Below are 18,370 nucleotides of genomic sequence, written 5' to 3' on the forward strand. Positions count from 1 at the left end.
CACAGGCATGCGCTACGTCGACCAACTGCCCTGCGCAATCCAGGAAGAGAACAACGTCACCATCCCGATGCCGGACGGGGTCCAGCTCTCCGCGCGCATCTGGCGTCCGACCGCGTCGGACGCCGAACCCGTACCGGCCGTGCTGGAGTACATCCCGTACCGGAAGAACGACCTCACCTCCACCCGTGACGCCGTCCACCACCCCTACATCGCGGGACACGGCTACGCCTGCGTGCGCGTCGACGTGCGGGGGACCGGTGAGTCGGAGGGGGTACTCCTCGACGAGTACCTCGAACAGGAGCAGACCGACGCCGAGACGGTCCTGGCCTGGCTCGCCGAACAGCCCTGGTGCGACGGCAGTACGGGCATGATGGGCATCTCCTGGGGAGCCTTCGCCGCACTCCAGGTGGCCGCGCGCAGGCCGCCGAGTCTGCGTGCCATCTGCATCTCGTCGTTCACCGACGACCGGTACGCCGACGACATGCACTACCTCGGCGGCGCGATGCTTTCCGACAACCTGGCCGAGGCCGGGACCATGTTCGCCTACGCGACGTGCCCGCCCGATCCCGCCGTGGTCGGCGAACGCTGGCGCGAGATGTGGCATGAGCGGTTGGACGCCGCACGCCCCTGGGTCCTGGAATGGCTGCGCCACCAGCAGCGGGACGACTACTGGCGCCACGCCAGCCTGAGCGAGGACTACTCCGCCCTGCGCTGCCCGGTGCTCGCCTCCAGCGGCTGGGCCGACGGCTACTCGAACGCCGTGACCAGGCTGCTGAGTCACGTCGACGTACCCCGCAAGGGTCTGATCGGCCCGTGGTCGCACAAGCTCCCCCACCTCGGCGAACCGGGGCCGGCCATCGGATACCTCCAGGAAGTGGTGCGCTGGTGGGACCACTGGCTCAAGGGCGTCGACAACGGCGCCATGGACGGCCCGATGCTCAAGGCGTGGATGCAGGAGAGCGTTCCGCCCTCGACCGCGTACGAGGAGCGGCCGGGCCGCTGGGTCGGCGAGCCGTCCTGGCCGTCGCCGAACATCGGCGAGTCGAGTTTCCCGCTGCTCGACGGCACCCTCGCGATGCCGGACGAGGACAGGCAGCAGGAGGACCGGGTCCACACGGTGCAGTCGCCGCTCTCCGTCGGCCAGTTCGCGGGCAAGTGGGCCTCGTACAACGCCCCGCCGGACCTGCCCTACGACCAGCGCGAGGAGGACGGCGGCTCGCTCGTCTTCCAGACCGCCCCGCTGGACAGGCGCATGGAGATCCTCGGCGCACCTTCTGTCATCGTGGAGGTGTCGGCGAACGCGCCGCTCGCCCAGCTGAACGTCAGGCTGTCCGACGTGGCACCGGACGGACGCTCGACCCGTGTCACCTACGGCGTGCTCAACCTCGCCTACCGCGATGGCGAGGAGGCGCCCGAGGCGCTGGAGCCCGGCCGCCGCTACCGGGTGCGCGTGCCGCTCCACAGCGTCGCCCAGGTCTTCCCCGCAGGGCACCGCGTCAGGCTGTCGCTGTCGACCTCGTACTGGCCGCTCGTGTGGCCGGCCCCCGAACCGGTACTGCTCAGCGTGTACGAGCAGGGGAGCAGCCTCACGCTGCCGGTCCGCCCCACCGACGTGCCACAGGACGCGGCTCTGCCGCCGTTCGGCGAGCCCGAGGGATGTGCACCCCCCGCCGTCACCCGGCTGAGCGAACCGGAGCAGGCGTGGACCGTCTCCAGGAACCTGGTCGACTACCGCTCGGTGCTGGACATCGTGAAGGACCGAGGACTCCAGCGGTACGAGGCCAACGGGATCGAGACCGGTCTCCGGGCCCGCGAGCAGTACAGCTGGGTCGGTGAGGACTTCGGCTCGGTGCGAGGCGAGTCGGCGTGGGAGATGCGCTTCCGCCGTCCCGACTGGGACGTCCGGGTCGAGACGCGGACCGTGCTGACCTCGGACGAGGACGACTTCCACGTGGACGCGACGCTGGACGGGTACGAGGCCGGGCGCAGGGTCTTCTCCCGTACCTGGAACGAGCGGATTCCGAGGGAGAACGTCTGACCCCGTCCACACCCCGCCGGCAGACCCGCCAGGAGTTGGATCGTTCTGCCTGATGTGGGGCGAGGCGGTCGTCGGCACTGCTACCGACGTGTGATCAACGGAATGCTCTTCCGGATGCGAACCCGCAGGAACGAGGTCGAGCGGTACATCAATACGCTCAAAGGACCCAGGGCCGTGGCGACCCGCTGTGACAAGAGGGCCTGTGCGTTCCACGGCACGGTGACTCCGGCCGCGCCTCGGCTGTGGCTCCGTCCCTGATCCCCCAGGCGTCTTCCGCCGCTGTGTCCGATCGACTCAGTCGTCGGCTGCGAACAAGGAGCGTAATCCGTCCGGCTGAGCGGTCGATGAGCACCATTTCGTGGAAGTACTCGTGCACACGACCCCAGTCATGAATGGCCTTGTCCCCGAGCTCGTCCAGGTAGTGGACGTGGTCGGCCACGGCCAGGCGGTCGAAGACCTCTTGCCGCAGATCCGCCTCCAGCTCGGCGGGCACATCCCCGAACCGGCTCGCCCACCCCACAGGACGCGCGCGCTCTTCTCCCGACCGACGGCTTCGTAGACATCAGAGGTGACCGATCCCAGCCGGTACGGGCCGTGCCTGGACCCTCCGGCAGGACCCCACCTCCCGCGTAGTCGTCCCGGAACTGCTCATGGCCGATGAGCGCCGCAAGCAGATCCCGAGCCTCTACGGACTCCCCGGGGAACCGCGGGTGCTTGATGCCGACCCACCTGTAGCCGTGCGACCTCACATCCTGGAACTCGTGGTCCCGGAAGTTGATGAAGGTACTGGCCTCATGGGTGAGCTGGTTCTCCATAGCGTCACAGCTCAGGAGCCGGGCAGGCGGTGTGCGGGCGGGCGCTACGGGGAGGCGGTGGGGCCTGCCCCGGGCCGGGCCCCACCGGCCAGGTCTGCCGGTTTCCGGCTTCGGATTCCAGCAGACCATGCACAACCGCGGGCTGGGAGTTGAACCGTGCGAGCCGGGTGTCGCCGAATCTTCCGGCTCCTTCGGTGCGGTCGCGTAGCGTGGAAAGCGGGCGGACTGGTCGCAGGGGTGACCGGCACCGACGACGGGGGCGAAGTACGGGTTCGGTCGCCTGTCGCGAACTGGCGGGAACGACGGCGACCGGCCAGGGCGACGGCCTGCGGATCACCGGTCCGCAGGCGCTGGTCTGCGAAGCATGGGCCGGGCGCAGGGGCAACCGCCCCCTGAGGCTGTCTCTCCTGGGCCTCACCGCGCGAAGCTGACGAAGGGAGGCGAGCGGCTGTATGTCGGCACAGGACGTGAGAGCGCGACGCCTGGCGCGGCTCGCCGCACGGGTCGACTGGTCGAGGATGATCGATCCGTACACCGGAGAACAGTATGGCCCCGAGGTTTTGGCAGCGCTCTGGGCGACGGACCCCATCACGGCCGACAGGACGTGCCAGATCCTGCATTACACGGCCAACGGCGACGGCAGTTCGGTGCGGGCGGCGGCCGCCGAGATGCTGCCGTTCCTCGTCGAGGCCGCACGGGATCCGGACGTGACGGTGCGCTTCGAAATCCTGCGGACGATCGCCGATATCGCCGACACGGGCAACACCGCCCCCTCGGCGAAGGTCGACCCGATCCTCGAAGGCAGGTGGCGGCCCACCGTCGCCCCGGCGTGGCCGGCCGCCTGGGAACGTGTCGCGGACGCCCTGCTGCCGTTGCTCGACGACGGGAACGACCTCATCCGGGCCGGCGCGGTCGGCGCACTCGCGCAGTCCGCCGCCCACGCGGACACCCTCATCCCCCGCTTGCGGACCTGCTTCGAGAACGAGCCGGACCTATGGATGGCGGAGCGCCTGGTGCTGGCCGTCGGAGAGCTCGCCCGCTACGCCATCCAGAGGCGCGAAGAGACCCTCGCCTGGCTGCGGTTCCGCATGACCGTCGAAGGGAAGGGAGAGGAACCCGACTTCGACGAGGACATCGACGCCTGGGTCACGTGGGACGAAGAAGTCCGCCACGACGTCCGGCTGCAAGCCGCGCAGGCACTGCGCCGCGCCCTGCCCGACCACACCGATCCTCGCTGAGCCCACGTCACCACCTACGCACTGCTCGACTCCTCGGGGCGTGAGGGGCAGCCCGTGACAGGACAGACCGGGTGGGCCGACGGCTCAGTTCGACGCGCGTGTGCGCCGATGATCCCTGGTCAGCGGCGGCCGGTGGACAGGATGACGAGGAACTGGCCGCCGCCCGGCTGGATGTCGGCGGTCACCGCGAGCCCCGGCACCAGTCGGGAGAACCGGTCCACCAGCCAATCCGCCGCCGCTTGGGCGTCCTGCCTGGTCGGACAACGGCCCACCATCTCGCGGCCCCCCTTGCGCTCCAGCCTCTCGGCAACGCTGATCAGCGACGCGGGTTCGACCACGTACAGGCGGTCCGGCCAGGCGATGACCACCTTGACCGCGCCCTTGCGTGTGTTGCATCCGCGATGCGCGAGCCGCTCGGGGACCTTGGCCTTCCGGTCGGTGGTCCGACTGTCGACGCTGGGTCCTCGCGGGTCGTTCACCGACTCGTCGGGGTCGACCGCTTCGTCACACACCCAGCAGCGCCAGCCGTCGCGCGCGGCCACATCATCGAGAAGGCTCATCCGAGCAAACTAGCCTGCCCGGCCGCAGCCCCGCGCACCAGGGGCCCCGGGCGGCGTGGAGCGTGCCGCGGAGCTGTGTGCCCTGGTTACGGAGACGCCGCGGAACCGGGAGCCGGGCAGCCGGAGCGAGCCGGCCGCGGGGCCGCCGGGCGGAGGTGCCGGCCGAACAGCGCCACCGACAAGCCCGCACGGTCCGCACGGCCGAGTCGCCGCAGCCAGGGCCCGACTCCTCGGGGTGCGCAGTTCCCTCGGCAAGGGGCTGCGGGTGCCTGTGACCGTGCTGCGATACGGCGGATTGTCGTACAGGACGTGGACCGGCAACGCGAAGCACGTCCGCGACGCACATCATCGACGTCATCGTGATCGGTACGTCGAGCCGCCCGACCGTCACGACCGGCGGTCTCCATGGGTGCGACGCACCGACTTGGGCCTCCGGCCGCGGCGCCCACTGCTATGTATGCTCAGGCGCCGCGCCCGTCCGGCGGAGCCGTACAGCGTGGCACTTCAGATCTGCGGACCCGGCAGGATACGGCCGTGCCCGCACTATGAACGGGGTGGGAATTGTCCAGTCATCGGCTGTCCAAAAAGGGCCGCTACGTCGCTTGGGCGACGGCAGGCGCTGCCGTCGTCGCAGGTGGTGGAATCGCCGCACAGACATCCATGGCGGCCACCGCCTGGCCCGCACAGAAGACCTACACCGGCCGCGCCTTCGACACGTGCACGGCGCCCTCGCTTGCTGCGATGAAAGCCTGGAACACGGGATTCTACGGCGGCGTGGCGGTCTACATCGGTGGTAGGAACCGCGGTTGTGCCCAGCCGAACCTGACCAAACCGTGGGTGAAATCGGTCGGTTCCCTTGGCTGGAAGGTCATCCCGCTCTACGTCGGTGCCCAGCCGCCCTGCCAGAAGAGCGCAAACCCGGAGAGGTTCACCGCTTCCACGGCTGCCTCCGTCGGCGCGCGTAACGCGAAGGACGCGGTGGCCAAGGCCTCAGCCCTCGGGATGAAGGCCGGCAGTCCGATCTACCTGAACATGGAGTCGTACGACATCACCGACAAGGCGTGCAACGACGCCACCCTCGCCTACGTGCGCTCCTTCACGAAGACGCTGCGTAACGCGACCTACCGCGGCGGCTTGTACGGCTTCAGCAGCTCCAGCGCCAAGGCCATCGCCACCGCCACGAACAAGACGGATCTGCCGGGCAACCTCTGGTACGCACTGTGGGACAAGAAGAACACCACCACCACGGACTGGCCGTGGAACCCCTCCCAGTACACCAATCACAGCCGCGCCCACCAGTACATGGCCAACAGCGAGGAAAAGCGCGGCGGTCACACCATCACCGTCGACCGCAACGCCTGGGACGCCCCGGTCGCGATCATCGGCTGAGCCGTTGGGCGGGCCCGCCGACGACCGTCACCCGCACACGCGGGTGACGGGCAGAACCGCTTGGGTCAGTGAGGCGGGCGTCCACGCGCATGAACCCGCTTGGCATGCGGAACCGGGATTGAGCGTCGGTCGGACCGGATCCGGCCTGTTGGTCGCTGCGATCTCCTTCCGCGGAGCCTTCCTCCTGCTCCGACCGTGATCCGGAGGCAACTCAGGGGTGCATGACGATCTTTCCCACATGCCGCCTGCTGGAGAGTGCTTCCTGCGCCTGAGCGGCCTGGTCCAGCGGGAACGTCGCGGCGATGACGGGCTGGACCTCTGCCCGACGAGCCAGGTCCATGAGGAGGGCGAAGTGCGTGGGCGTGTGCATCGCAGAACCGATGACCTGGGCGTTGTGCAGGTAGAGGCGGCGCACATCAAAGCGCACGCCGTATCCACCGAGCGCGCCCGCGATGACCCATCGGCCCCCTTCGCGCAGCAGCGGAAGCCCCTCACTCACCAGCTCGCCGGCCACGACGTCGAGTGCGACGTCGATGCCCTCCGGGGCGGCGGCGCGGATCTGCCTGGCGATGTCTCCCGCGCGGTCGATGACTTCGTGCGCGCCCGCTTCGCGCACCGCGTCGATCTTGGGTCCGCTACTGATGGCGATCACCCTTGCGCCGCGCGCGCGGGCGATCTGCACCAGCGCGAGGCCGACGCCGCCGGACGCTCCCGAGACCAGGGCGGTTTCCCCCTTCCGCAGCCGGCCTCGCTCGATCATGCCCAGAGCCGTGCCGTAGGCGGTCGGCAAGGTCGCGAGCTGGTCGTCCGTGAGCGGAGATTCCGTCACGTCGTGCACACGGTTCACCGGCGCTGTCACGTACTCGGCGTATCCGCCGTCGCGTTCGCTTCCCATCAGGCCCACCGGATTGGCGTCCGGCCCTTCGGAGTCGTAGATCGCGGGGTCGACGACCACCCGGCGTCCGACGAGGCTCCCCTCCACTCCGGTCCCGACAGCCACAACCCGCCCGGCCACGTCGGCGCCCTGGATGCGCGGGAAGTCGATCGGGCCTCGCCAGCCCGACAGCGCCTTCGGGTCGTCCGGACGACCGTAGGCGCCCTCCCGGGTCCACAGATCGGTGTTGTTCAGTGCTACCGCGCTGACCTGGACCAGCACCTCCCCTGCCCGGAGGGCGGGGACCGCGACCTTCGTCAGTTCAAGGACCTCCGGTCCCCCGTGCCTGGTGATGCGCACCGCTCGCATGAGATCGGACAGTCCCATCGCTCCAACCTCCTCGCAAGTATACTGATCTGTGAACCTCTCTCACCGTACACCGATCAGTGAAGGAATCCGCCATGCGGGAAGCGCGGCTTATGACGCCGGCGGGTCGCCGCATAGTGGCGGCCGCCGACGAGTTGTTCTACAACCGCGGCATCACAGCGGTCGGCGTGGATCTGATCGCTGAGCACTCGGGCGTAACCAAGCGAACCCTGTACAACCAGTTCGGTTCGAAGGACCACCTGGTGGCGACCTATCTCACGGAACGCGACCAGCGTTGGCGGTCGCTGGTCGAGGCCGCCGTCGACGCCGCCGGCACTCCCGTCGAAGCCGTCACCGCACCCTTCGAGGCCCTGCGGACCTGGAGCGAGACCAATGCCCGGGGGTGCGCCTTCATCAACGCACTGGCCGAACTCCCCGACCCCGCGCATCCTGCACACCACATCGCCACGAACCAGAAGCTCTGGCTGCTGAACCTGTTCAAGGGACTCGCTACGACGGCGGGCTGCTCGCGTCCGGCCACCCTCGCCACCCGGCTCCTCGTGCTGCACGAAGGCGCCGTCGCCACGCAGCCGCTCTCGCTCGACAGTCTTCCGGAGAGCATCGATCTGGCGCGATTCCTGGTTCGAGTCAGCACATCGCCCCACCGGTAGAGCGGGTCGTGGTGGTGCTGGAGGGCCCGGCCCCATCTGGTCTGCTCTGCGCAGCAGGGCCGCCTTCGCCTGGTCGGGGTGCCGGGGTGCCGACTGCGTGCGACCCCTCGGGGGACGGGTGACGGTCCGACCGCGACTCCAATTCTTTTACCGGTATAGTTTGACCGGTATAGTTATTGGTCCCGTGAGGAAAGTGGCACATGATCGAGATCCTGAACCCCGCTCTGCTGGCCCGAGCGAGGGACACGGGCGCCCTGGTCGCAGACATTCTGCAGGCGCTGAGGAGCCGTAGCGTGATCGGCACGAACCTCCTGGACATCGACCGGTGGGCCAAGGAAATGATCGTCGAGGCGGGGGCCCTGTCCTGCTACGTCGACTACGCGCCATCCTTCGGGCGCGGCGCGTTCGGTCATTACATCTGCACGGCCGTCAACGATGCCGTGCTGCATGGGCGGCCCAGCGACTACACGCTCGCCGACGGTGATCTGCTCACGCTCGACCTCGCCGTCTCCCTGCGTGGAGTCGCCTCGGACGCCGCCATCAGCTTCGTCGTAGGCGATGCGCAGCCCTCGGAGAGCGTCGCGATGATCAGGACGACCGAACGCGCACTGGCCGCAGGGATCGCCGCCGCCGGACCCGGAGCTCGCATCGGCGACATCTCCCACGCGATCGGTACCGTCCTCAGCCAGGCCGGATATCAGATCAACACCCAGTTCGGAGGACATGGCATCGGGTCGACGATGCACCAGGACCCGCACGTCGCGAACACCGGACGGCCCGGCCGTGGGTACAAACTGCGCCCCGGGCTGCTGCTGGCGCTGGAGCCGTGGGTCATGGCGGACACCGCCGAACTCGTCACCGACGCCGACGGGTGGACGCTCCGCAGCGCGACGGGCTGCCGGACGGCACACAGCGAGCACACGATCGCGATCACCGAGGACGGAGCCGAAATCCTCACGCTGCCGAAGCCGTCGCAGCCGTAAGGAGACGGGCCGGTCGGGACCGGAGGGCGGCTACGACCGGGCCTGCGCGGTCCTGGACCTCGCGAAGGCCTGTGCTGAGCACGACCGGCGACAGCGTCATGTTCGACGCCGCCTGCTCCGGTACCGAGGTCGGGACACTCACGGAGAGCACCGTTCCCGAACTCCTCCCCGGCCGCTACCGGGTGGCCTCGAAAAGCATCGAACCCGACCGGCTGACGTCCTTTCGCACCCACCGATTCGTCGAGCTGACGCGCCTGCACCCCGTTCGCGTCGAGACTCCGACGCCCCTGGAAGACCCATAAGCTGCGCCGGGAACAGCCGGTCGGGTCGGCACGGTTGCATCGACCGAGGGGCCGGCCCCGTACGGCGGAGAATACGGAGACCACACGACCGGCCGCCCCACCGGGGTCCGGGCTCCGAGATCGCGGCGCGCCCGCCGCGCATCCGAACCAAGACGTATTTCTGCTGGAGGATTGTTCCATGACTGACAGGCCGTTGACGCTCATGGCGGTGCACGCTCACCCCGACGACGAGGCCACCGGAACCGGAGGGGTCCTCGCGCGGTACGCGGCGGAAGGCATCCGCACCGTTCTCGTGACATGTACCGACGGCGGTTGCGGTGACGGACCAGGGGGTGCCAAGCCGGGCGATCCTGGGCACGATCCGGCCGCCGTCGCCGTGATACGCCGCCGAGAACTCGAGGCGAGCTGTGACGTCCTGAAGATCAGCGATCTGGAGATGCTGGACTATGCCGACTCCGGGATGGTGGGCTGGCCGAGCAACGATGCCTCCGGATCCTTCTGGCAGACCCCTGTGGAGGTGGGCGCCGCCCGACTCGCGGATCTCATGCGGCACTACCGGCCCGATGTGGTCGTCACCTACGACGAGAACGGCTTCTACGGCCACCCCGACCACATCCAGGCCCACCGCATCACGATGGCGGCTCTGGAGATGACCGAGCTGACGCCGAAGGTGTACTGGACGACGATGCCCCGCTCGATGATGCAGAAGTTCGGGGAGACCATGCGTGAGTTCCATGAGGAGATGCCGGAGCCGGATCCCGCCGAGGCCGCCGCGATGGCCGAGATCGGCCTCCCCGACGACGAGATCACCACATGGGTGGACACCACCGCGTTCAGCGGTCAGAAGTTCGATGCCCTGGCTGCGCACGCCAGTCAGGGCGAGAACATCTTCTTCCTCAGGATGGGCAAGGAGAGGTTCGGTGAGTTGATGGGCGTGGAGACCTTCGTACGTGTGAAGGACGCCACCGGCGCGGCCTTCCCCGAGAACGATCTCTTCGCCGGACTGCGCTGATCCCTTCGTCCGACCGGGGGCGGGGCAGTTCATGTGCCGGTCCGGGCCGGTGGCAGGTGTGGGAGGAGGTCCAGGGCCTGGTGAAGGGGGAGGGCCAGGCCCTGGCAGGAACTCCGGGGCGAGGCGAGTTCCTCCGTCTCGCCGGGTTCCAGAGGTCCGGAGAGCGACTGTCTGCGGCGACCGGGTCAGGTCCGGCAGAACGGCATGCTCCGTAGGTATCCGCCGAGGTTCTCGTCGTCGGTGCCGAGGACGGCATCGGCGGTCCCGGGCAGACACTCCACCGCCTCGACCTTGTACTGCCGGAACGTGCCCAGGACGGTCCGGGGCGCGGCGAGGGTGACGCGTACCCGGCCGTCAGCCGACACGGTCACCCGGCCTGCGTCGCCGATCGCGGAGTCGAACGGGCCGTCGTCACCGGCGTCCGCCGCCGAACTCACGATGATCCGGCCGGAGCCGGTCACCGAGATGTCGGAGATGTGCCGCGTGCCGTCGTCGGTCGGGTACACCGCCGTGTAGGCCCGGCGCGTCACGGCGCCGAACAGTGGCCGTCCCCACGAGGCGAAGGTCAGGGGCGCCGTGTACAGCGTGGCGGGACGATCCGCGCCGGCACCGCGGTCCGCCCGCAGTGCGGCGAGTTTCCCGTTCCGGGCGACGAGCGCGAGACTCTCGAAGTCGTCGCCCTCGCCGATCGACGGCAGCGGTGAGTAGTCGATGACCGTCGCCGTGGAGCCGGTGACCTCCAGGCGGTAGACGATGCCGCGGCTGGTGAGTGCCAGGTACTGTCCTGGCACCCCGGGGATCGCCTCGATGGCCTCCAGGTCGACGGGTTCCGGCCCGTCCCAGGTGATCGGGGCGATGAGGTCGGAGTCCTCCCGGTGGGTGATCCGGGACAGACGCTGCTGCCCGACCCCCTTGTTGTCGTGCACGACCAGCAGGTGCACCCCGGCGCCGTCGCCGGTACGGCCTTCGTACGCGAGGCCGCTGATACCACCGCGGGCGTCGACACCGGCCTTCTGCCATTCGCCGCTCGCGCCGGCCGGGGCGGCGCCGAGGGTCGTCAGGAGCGCGGTCGCCGCGGTGAGCCAGGCCATGCGCTGCAACATAGGGAGTTTCACTGGGGCCGCTCGCCCTCTCTGTTCGGCAGGCGCGCAGTTGCGTACCGGGCGTCAGGCTATTGATCAAGACCAGCGGAGCCCAGCAGCCGTTGCGCCATTCGCCGGGGCGCGAAGGCGGACTCGGCGGGCGCACGCACCGGGCCCGTGACTCGGGGCGGACGTGAAGGCGCGACGGGCGACCGGAGGAAGGCAGACGGGTCGAAAGGTTCGTACCGTCCTCGCGTCGATACCTCGGCCGTGCTGCCTGTTCGCCGGTCCGCAACGCGCCCGGTGCAGGCCGCCGTCGGCGGCGCCCTCACCCGAGCCGGGGACACGGACGGCGGGACAGCGGTCGGGGGTCCGTGTGTGGCGACTGTCCTGAGGTAGGAAAGAAATGAGGCATGGCGAAGTGCAAGAAGTGCGGTGCGGGAAAGCGCCGTTGGCCCCGTTCTTGTTCCCGGTGCCATTCTGGGGCCGACCGGGGTGACGCGGCCGCGGACGCTGCCGAGCTGGCCGTGGAGACAGGACTGCTCGGGTGGATCGGTCGTGGAGCCATGGCAGTTGTGCGGGTGATACTGCGCACGGTCAACTGACCATGCACCATGCACCATGCACCATGCACCATGCGCCATACCTGGCGAGGTTCCGGTTGCTGTGTGGGAGCTGCTGGTCGGCACACTTCCGCGCCGTGTCCGGGGCCGCGGTACGCGTACGCCAGCCACCACGCCCGCACGAGCGGGCAGATGCCTCGCCAATTCTCCACCTTGCCGCTGGAGCCCATGAGGCCAGCGGAGAATGCAAGGCCTTCGCCCTCGGCTGCGTACCGCTGAGGAGTGTGTGCATCTGTCGGGTCTTCTCGTGGACGGTGATCAACAGGGGCGTGCGATCGCACCGCCCGACGGGCTGGTCGGGCCCCGCCCAGCCGTCGTAGCCACCGGCGGTGCGCACGGTGGTCAAATCGGCGCCGTTGGTGCGCCGAAGCTTCACGCTGGAGACAGTGACCTCGTCGGTGCGGCCACCGGCGAATTCGGTGATCTTCGCCCTCGCCTCGGTCGACGGGTCAGGTGCAGGCGAGAACCTTGATCCGCGGCCGATACACCTCCCGTGCCGGCCTGTGCGTGAACTGCCTCCGTACGTACGTATCACGTGTCCGGGAAACCACGGACGCGCGGCGTGCCTTCGCCTGCAAAGGTTGTGGTCGGAGCGACGAGCCGTACACGGGGTGCGAGTCCCGTATTCCGGAGAGGGTGAAGTGGCCGGTCCAGCTGGTGGCCGGATCCGGAAATGGCCGTGCCGCGCCGTACTCGGCGGTCCAGTCACGTATTCATGGCCGGAAAGCAATTCAGCCTACGCAGAAAAGAAGCGGTCGAGCCGGATCAGGGGGGTGATTTCGCGCGCCCGGGATGTGGAATCGCGCCGGGAATACGACCGAAGGTGACAGGATTCTGATGCATGCGACCTCATTGACGGTCGGGTCCGATGCGAAGCCGAAACTGTTCACCACGTCCTGGTGGTGGCGGTGGGCACTCGGCACCTGCTTCGCCCGTATCACCGAGCCCATGGCGACCTTGGCCCTCATCAGCCTGGGAATTTTTGTCAGCGGGTATTCCTACGGGGCTTTCCTCGTGAGTGTGTATGCGTTCACCGGCGCGCTGACAGCGACCACCGCGGGAAGGCTGATCGACCGCGCCGCCCGTCCGCGACGCCTGGTCCTGATCATGACGACGTCATCATTCCTCCTCCACGTCGCCTTGGCCGTCTTCGGAACCTTCCGCCTCTCCCTGGTGCTGATCACCGTGCTCACCGCCCTGTGCGCCGCGCTGCCGGGAGGGATTCCCGGCCTCTCGCGCTCGGTGCTCGTCAAGTACGCCGATCCGCGTCTGCGGAACCTGGCGCTCTCATGGGACTCGATCATGACGGAAGCCGGCTGGATCCTGGGGCCGGTCGTCATCGCGGGTCTGAGCCTGCTCGGTCTCCCGTGGGTGGAGGTCGTGGCGATGGCCGTCACCTTCCTCGGTGTCCAGTTGTTCCTCGGTCCGCTGGTCGGGGAGGGGCGGGGCGGGACACCGCCGGAAGTTACGGAGAAGGCACCCGGATCCCTGTGGTCCTACCGCGGGGCATGGCCCGGTCTCGTCGACTCCGTCTCGGTCGGCATGGCGGTGACGGGGATCGTCTCGGTACTTCCCGTCCTGTTGCCGAAGAGCGGGGCATCACCCGCGTGGTCCGGGATCCTCGTCAGTCTGCTGGCGGGCACCGGGATAGCCGGAACTCTCTGCTACGGGAAAGCGGCGGGACGGATTCCGCTGCACATCACCGTCCAGTCGCTCCTCACCCTCCTCGGTGTACTCACCTCCGTGGTCGCCCTGGCGTTCAGTCACAGCGCGCTGTGGATCGCCGTATGGGTCGGAGTGTCGGGGTTCTTCATCACCCCGTTCAACACGCAGCGATCGATCAGCCTCGAAGCCAGCATTCCAGCGTCACTGCACACCCAGGGATTCTCCGCGCAGTTCGCCCTGTTCGGATTGGGATCCGCGGTCAGTGCCGGAATGCTCGCGCTGATCAGCGATGTCACCGCGGCACTGCTCGCCATCGCGGGATTCGCTCTCCTGATCTCGGTGGCGACCCACGCGGCTGTACGGAAAGTCATCTTCGGAACATGAACCGGTGCGGTGAGAAAGCTGACCGCTCCCGCGAACGTCGCTCGACGAAGCGAAACCCTGCGAAGTCATGTGAGGAAGCAGTGCACACATACGGTACACAAACCGTGAACAGTCGTGGACACCTGGAGATCGGGGGATGCGATGTACTGGATCTGGCGAAGACATACGGAACACCCGTCTATGTGATCGACGAGTCGTCCGTCCGTGACAGGTGCCGTTCCTACGTACGGGCTTTCCGTTCGGAATGGCCCCGCGTGGACGTCGCGTACGCGTCCAAAGCGTTTCTGGTGGGCGAGATGGTGCGCCTCGCCACGGAGGAAGGCCTCAGCCTCGACGTCGTCTCGGCGGGCGAACTGCGCCTCGCGCTCTGGGCCGGTGCGTCACCCTCGAAGATCACGTTCCACGGCAATTACAAGACCCGGGAGGACATCGAGCTCGCGGTGGGCAGCCGGGTCCGGTCCCTGGTGATCGACTGCCTGGACGAGATCGACCTCATCGACCGTCAGGCCCGGGAGGACGGTCAGGTCCAGGCCGTCGACATCCGCCTCAACCTCGGGATCGACATCCACACCGACCCCAAGTACACGACGGGGAGCGTGGAGTCGAAGTTCGGGCTGCGGATCCGGACCGGCGACGCGACTGCCGCTGTCGCGAGAGTCCTCGAACGCGACAACCTCCGGCTCCGCGGCCTGCACTTCCATCTCGGCGCCCAGGTTCTGGACACGAAATTCCATCAGCAGGCCCTGAGTGAACTGGGTGAGTTCATCCGGGCGGTCACCGCCGTCTCGTCGTGGAAGCCCGAGAGCGTCACCGTGGGAGGAGGGATGGGGGTCAACTACGACGGGATGTCCTCGCCGCCCTCACCCGAGGAATGGGCACGGGACCTCCTGTCCGTGTTCGGCGAACAGGTCGCACCCCATTGCGCCCCGGACGTGATGTTCGGGATCGAACCGGGCAGATCGGTGATCGCCGAGGCGGGGGTCACGCTGTACACCGTCGGCCCGACGAAGAGGAACGGGGCACACCGGCTCGTGGCCGTCGACGGCGGGCTCTCGGACAACCCGAGGCCGATCATGTACCGGTCGGTGCACAACGTCGTACTCCCGTCCAATCCCGAACTGAGGGACGTGGAACTGCACGACGTGACGATCTTCGGTCGGCACTGCGAGACGGACAAACTGATCGATGGTGTACGGCTTCCCGATCTGTCGCCCGGTGAAGTGCTGGCCGTTCAGTGCACAGGCGCCTACACCCACTCGATGTTCAACCAGCACAACAGGTTCGACAAGCCGCCCGTCGTCTTCGTACGCGACGGCGGGTCCAGGCTCGTCGTACGCAGGGAACAGTTCCCGGACACGATCCTGACCGAGATACAGAGCACGCCCGCCGGCTCGTCCCACCGAGATGGGGAGAAGTAGTGCGCTTCCTTGTCACCGTCCCCGTCTCCCCCTCCGTGGCCGAGTCACTGGCCGGGAGCGGCGTCCGATGCCGTCCGGATCTGCATGGCGCGGACGACAGCACGCTCGCGGGCGCGCTGAGCGAGATCTGCCCCCAGGCGATCGTCACCGATCGCCCGATCGGCCGGGAGGTTCTGCGCCTCTGGCGCGAAGCGATGCCCGAGAAGCCGGTCGCGGTCGTTCGGCTCACGGAGTCCCACGGCACGCTCAGACGCCTACCGACCATGTACGGGCGGCCGACCTCGGCCGTACTTCCGTTCGGCATACCGATGTACACCGTCCCGCGGCAGCCCGACGCCGGTGGTGGCGTCGACGAGGACGCGAGCCTGTTCGAAGCACTCGCCGTCGCCGAACGGTTCGCGCAGGACCGGGAACAGCTCACCGGCCCGACACGGGTCATGACGCGATCGTCCGGGACCGCGTCCGGGAGAGCGTCGGTCCTCATGGTCGGCGGCGGCGTCGTGAACCTGGTCACCGCACGGTTGCTGCATGCCGAAGGCTATGACGTCGCGATGGTGGACGCCGCGCCCGACCCGAGGGCCGGGAGACCCTGGACCGCGTACGGTGCCTCACGCGGGGGCGGCAACGCGCGGATGTTCACCTACACCGAAATGGACGACTACCACGCGAAGTCCGTCGGTGAACTCGACTGCACGACCGTCTTCGACCGCCCCCCGTCCCGACTCGGCTGGGACGTCCGTCGCCACGAGGGCGAGGAGGACCGGCAGTGGGTGCAGGACTTCCGGCGCGTCCGGCCCTGGCTGGCCCGGGCGTACAACGGCGACATCCTCGGGCTGAACAGGCGGGGAGGGGAACTGTGGCAGACCTGGCTGCAGACCCGGCCACACCTGTTCGACGACGTGGACCTGCGGCACGACATCCTGCGTCTGTACCAGGACGGCTCGCAGCTGAAGGCAGCCCGGCACCGGCAGAACGCGGTGGGGGCCACCGTCGCCTCCTACGGGTCCGCCGAAGTGCGTGAGAGGTTCCCGGCACTCGCACACGCCGCCACCGACGCCTTCGCCGGAGGCATCGTCGTCGAGGGCTTCACCGTCAACGTGCACGACTTCATGGCCCGCCTGCTCGACGACCTGGAGGCAGGCGGGGTGCGCATGCGTTTCGACCTGCCGGTCGAGGAGATCATGAGGGACGAGACGTCCGCGGTGACCGGAGTGCTGACCGCCGACGGTCCGCTGATCTACGACCACTACGTCGTGTCGCCAGGCGTCGGGAACGACGCGTTGCGCCGTCAGATTCCGTCTCTTCACCAGGTGCACGGGGTTCTCGGTTGCTGGGCCACGGTCCCGAACGGCACCCCCGCCCTCGAACACTCACTGAAGGTGGCGCGGCGCGGTCACGTGGCGGAGGACGCGAACATCACCGTCGGCCGTGACGAGTCCGGGGAGAGCGTCCTGATGATCGGCTCCGGCTACGGATGGACGGGAAGCGATCCGCGCAACATCGACGAGCGGAAGCTCCAGGACGTTCACGCCGCCGTCGCGGACACGGTGGAACTGCTGTTCCCCGAAGCCTACGAGAGGATCGGCGGCCGCGACGGACTGCGTGGGTCGCAGAAGCACTGCGTACGCCCGTGGACCGCGTCGAACCTCGGGATCTTCGAGACGAGCGCGGCCGGCAACGGGGCCTTCGTCGTCACGGCCGGGCACAACACCGGCGGTTTCGCCCAGGCGCCCGTCATCGCCGAGGCGGTCGCCCACGCTCTGCGTGGCGTCGACCACCCCATGCACACCCTCTACCATCCGCTGCGGACCCGGCGTGTGTTCAACGCGATGGCCGGGCTCGGAAAGGTGTCGCACTGAGGTGTCGCACTGAGCAGGGGCCGAAGGGCATCCGGGGATTCGGGGCCGGATTCGGGGTCGGTATGTGCTCGGCGGACGGTGGGTCGTACCACGGGGCCTGTCGGGCGGGCGCGGCCTGAGGCCTCAGGTGGGCGTACCGGTCGGTCCTGATCCCCGGACGCGTCAGTTTCCCAGGTGCCTCCGGGGGGGAGGGCGTACCGGGCGACCGCCCTTGCTCGGGCGCACCCATGGAGACGCCAGGGGCGTCGCCCGACGACCGGGCGACGCCCCTCACCCCGCCGTCGGCCTCGACCGCGGATCTGGCTCACGGCCCCCGCCAGAGGTTGGCGAAGGCCGAGCTCTCGATGGTCCGCCTCTGGCGTACGGCCTCCAGCTCCATCACCGCGTCGTGGACGGCGGCCACCACGGTCGTCACCGCCTCGTCATCGAAGCCGGGTTCGTCGTCGGACCGTGCGTCGTCGATGCCCACCGCGGAGGCGAGGGCGACCAGGACGGGCTCCTGCCCCTCCCGGCGTTCGACTGCCCTGCGGCGGCCGGGCGTATCGGCCGGCTCGACGTGTTCCGGGCCGAAGGGCAACCGGCCGCTGCGCTTCCGCGTCAGCTCGCCGTCCTCCTCCAACACGGCCTGGTACGCGGCCGAGAGGTCTCGGCCCCGGCGCCACAGCCAGTCCTCGATCCGCTCGTAGGGCGGTTGCCGGGTGGCCTGTGCCGCGGCCTCGCCGAGGAGCCGATCATCCGGCGACGGCGCCCCGTCCGCCCCGCCCGGCACGATGCGGTCGCCGTCCAGGGTGACGGCCCCCGCGCCGATGAGATCGATCAGCTCGGCTCCCGCGAGGGCGAGCGACAGATCACCCTGCCCCACGGCGTGCTCCGGCTTCGGATCCAGGGTGATGATGAACAGGTCTCTCGCCGTGGTCATGAAACGGCTCCCCTCGAAGACATCGACAAAGGTGCGCGCCCCCTGCCCACCGGCCCGCGTCCGGAGCTGGTTCACGGCGACGCGACTGTCACGATCAGTATCACCTCCGCACGTGCACCCGAAGGCATGTCACCCGAAGAACTGTCACCCGAAGACCTGTCGCAGGACGCGG

At 68.7% G+C, this 18,370-nt stretch carries 14 protein-coding genes and 1 pseudogene; 11 read left to right on the forward strand and 4 right to left on the reverse strand.

What is annotated here, in order from left to right; all coding sequences use genetic code 11:
• The first annotated feature begins 7 nt into the window (after positions 1-7).
• The 3 genes and pseudogenes from ACFWVP_RS21410 (at position 8) to ACFWVP_RS21420 (ending at position 4,091) form a co-directional block, all read left to right on the forward strand.
• A complete protein-coding gene (locus tag ACFWVP_RS21410) occupies positions 8-2,038 on the forward strand; it encodes a CocE/NonD family hydrolase (RefSeq protein ID WP_384498774.1) in 2,031 nt (676 codons plus the stop codon).
• 123 nt (positions 2,039-2,161) lie between these two features.
• Positions 2,162-2,296 (forward strand): annotated as a pseudogene (locus ACFWVP_RS21415) (IS5/IS1182 family transposase); the annotation flags it as partial.
• A gap of 1,009 nt (positions 2,297-3,305) precedes the next feature.
• The gene (locus tag ACFWVP_RS21420; RefSeq protein WP_384498776.1) at positions 3,306-4,091 is read left to right on the forward strand and encodes a HEAT repeat domain-containing protein; all 786 of its coding nucleotides are present in this window, start codon (positions 3,306-3,308) and stop codon (positions 4,089-4,091) included.
• Positions 4,092-4,210: 119 nt separating this feature from the next.
• Here the strand turns inward: ACFWVP_RS21420 and ACFWVP_RS21425 are convergent, their stop codons facing one another.
• The gene (locus ACFWVP_RS21425) at positions 4,211-4,651 is read right to left on the reverse strand and encodes a hypothetical protein (RefSeq protein ID WP_384498778.1); all 441 of its coding nucleotides are present in this window, start codon (positions 4,649-4,651) and stop codon (positions 4,211-4,213) included.
• A 561-nt stretch (positions 4,652-5,212) separates the two neighbouring features.
• Between ACFWVP_RS21425 and ACFWVP_RS21430 the strand changes: the two genes are divergently transcribed.
• Positions 5,213-6,040, forward strand: a complete 828-nt coding sequence (locus tag ACFWVP_RS21430; RefSeq protein WP_384498780.1) for a glycoside hydrolase domain-containing protein — start codon at positions 5,213-5,215, stop codon at positions 6,038-6,040.
• Between the two features lie 211 nt (positions 6,041-6,251).
• Here the strand turns inward: ACFWVP_RS21430 and ACFWVP_RS21435 are convergent, their stop codons facing one another.
• Complete coding sequence (locus ACFWVP_RS21435; RefSeq protein ID WP_384498782.1) at positions 6,252-7,301, reverse strand: zinc-binding dehydrogenase; 1,050 nt, start codon at positions 7,299-7,301, stop codon at positions 6,252-6,254.
• Positions 7,302-7,375: 74 nt separating this feature from the next.
• On the opposite strand from ACFWVP_RS21435, the gene ACFWVP_RS21440 reads away from it, so the two are divergent.
• From ACFWVP_RS21440 to ACFWVP_RS21455, 4 genes are all read left to right on the forward strand, one after another.
• Positions 7,376-7,951: a TetR/AcrR family transcriptional regulator gene (locus ACFWVP_RS21440; protein WP_384498784.1), complete on the forward strand. Its 576-nt coding sequence runs from the start codon at positions 7,376-7,378 to the stop codon at positions 7,949-7,951.
• A 200-nt stretch (positions 7,952-8,151) separates the two neighbouring features.
• On the forward strand, positions 8,152-8,934 hold the full coding sequence (gene map / locus ACFWVP_RS21445) for a type I methionyl aminopeptidase (protein ID WP_384498785.1): 783 nt from the start codon (positions 8,152-8,154) through the stop codon (positions 8,932-8,934).
• 71 nt (positions 8,935-9,005) lie between these two features.
• Complete coding sequence (locus tag ACFWVP_RS21450) at positions 9,006-9,236, forward strand: hypothetical protein (RefSeq protein WP_384498787.1); 231 nt, start codon at positions 9,006-9,008, stop codon at positions 9,234-9,236.
• A gap of 178 nt (positions 9,237-9,414) precedes the next feature.
• Complete coding sequence (locus ACFWVP_RS21455; RefSeq protein WP_384498789.1) at positions 9,415-10,248, forward strand: PIG-L family deacetylase; 834 nt, start codon at positions 9,415-9,417, stop codon at positions 10,246-10,248.
• Positions 10,249-10,433: 185 nt separating this feature from the next.
• Here ACFWVP_RS21455 and ACFWVP_RS21460 read toward each other — a convergent pair whose 3' ends face one another.
• Positions 10,434-11,339, reverse strand: coding sequence for a hypothetical protein (locus ACFWVP_RS21460; RefSeq protein WP_384498791.1), 906 nt, complete (start codon positions 11,337-11,339; stop codon positions 10,434-10,436).
• A gap of 1,451 nt (positions 11,340-12,790) precedes the next feature.
• On the opposite strand from ACFWVP_RS21460, the gene ACFWVP_RS21465 reads away from it, so the two are divergent.
• From ACFWVP_RS21465 to ACFWVP_RS21475, 3 genes are all read left to right on the forward strand, one after another.
• On the forward strand, positions 12,791-14,002 hold the full coding sequence (locus tag ACFWVP_RS21465; protein WP_384498793.1) for an MFS transporter: 1,212 nt from the start codon (positions 12,791-12,793) through the stop codon (positions 14,000-14,002).
• A 104-nt stretch (positions 14,003-14,106) separates the two neighbouring features.
• On the forward strand, positions 14,107-15,420 hold the full coding sequence (lysA, locus tag ACFWVP_RS21470) for a diaminopimelate decarboxylase (protein WP_384498794.1): 1,314 nt from the start codon (positions 14,107-14,109) through the stop codon (positions 15,418-15,420).
• Entirely contained in the window at positions 15,420-17,279 is a 1,860-nt protein-coding gene (locus ACFWVP_RS21475; RefSeq protein WP_384498796.1) for an NAD(P)/FAD-dependent oxidoreductase, read from the forward strand. Before lysA ends, ACFWVP_RS21475 begins: the two co-directional genes overlap by 1 nt.
• A 304-nt stretch (positions 17,280-17,583) precedes the next feature.
• On the opposite strand, the gene ACFWVP_RS21480 is transcribed toward ACFWVP_RS21475, so the two are convergent.
• Positions 17,584-18,198: a GPP34 family phosphoprotein gene (locus ACFWVP_RS21480; protein ID WP_384498798.1), complete on the reverse strand. Its 615-nt coding sequence runs from the start codon at positions 18,196-18,198 to the stop codon at positions 17,584-17,586.
• Positions 18,199-18,370 lie beyond the last annotated feature (172 nt).

The organism is Streptomyces sp. NPDC058637 (assembly GCF_042717325.1).
GTDB lineage: Bacteria > Actinomycetota > Actinomycetes > Streptomycetales > Streptomycetaceae > Streptomyces.

What these genes read in the sequence shown, in the direction of transcription:
- ACFWVP_RS21410 (WP_384498774.1), top strand. Translation starts at nt 8, where the DNA reads ATGCGCTACGTCGACCAACTGCCCTGCGCAATCCAGGAAGAGAACAAC.
- ACFWVP_RS21420 (WP_384498776.1), top strand. Translation starts at nt 3,306, where the DNA reads ATGTCGGCACAGGACGTGAGAGCGCGACGCCTGGCGCGGCTCGCCGCA.
- ACFWVP_RS21425 (WP_384498778.1), bottom strand. Translation starts at nt 4,651, where the DNA reads ATGAGCCTTCTCGATGATGTGGCCGCGCGCGACGGCTGGCGCTGCTGG.
- ACFWVP_RS21435 (WP_384498782.1), bottom strand. Translation starts at nt 7,301, where the DNA reads ATGGGACTGTCCGATCTCATGCGAGCGGTGCGCATCACCAGGCACGGG.
- ACFWVP_RS21440 (WP_384498784.1), top strand. Translation starts at nt 7,376, where the DNA reads ATGCGGGAAGCGCGGCTTATGACGCCGGCGGGTCGCCGCATAGTGGCG.
- map (WP_384498785.1), top strand. Translation starts at nt 8,152, where the DNA reads ATGATCGAGATCCTGAACCCCGCTCTGCTGGCCCGAGCGAGGGACACG.
- ACFWVP_RS21455 (WP_384498789.1), top strand. Translation starts at nt 9,415, where the DNA reads ATGACTGACAGGCCGTTGACGCTCATGGCGGTGCACGCTCACCCCGAC.
- ACFWVP_RS21460 (WP_384498791.1), bottom strand. Translation starts at nt 11,339, where the DNA reads ATGGCCTGGCTCACCGCGGCGACCGCGCTCCTGACGACCCTCGGCGCC.
- ACFWVP_RS21465 (WP_384498793.1), top strand. Translation starts at nt 12,791, where the DNA reads ATGCATGCGACCTCATTGACGGTCGGGTCCGATGCGAAGCCGAAACTG.
- ACFWVP_RS21480 (WP_384498798.1), bottom strand. Translation starts at nt 18,198, where the DNA reads ATGACCACGGCGAGAGACCTGTTCATCATCACCCTGGATCCGAAGCCG.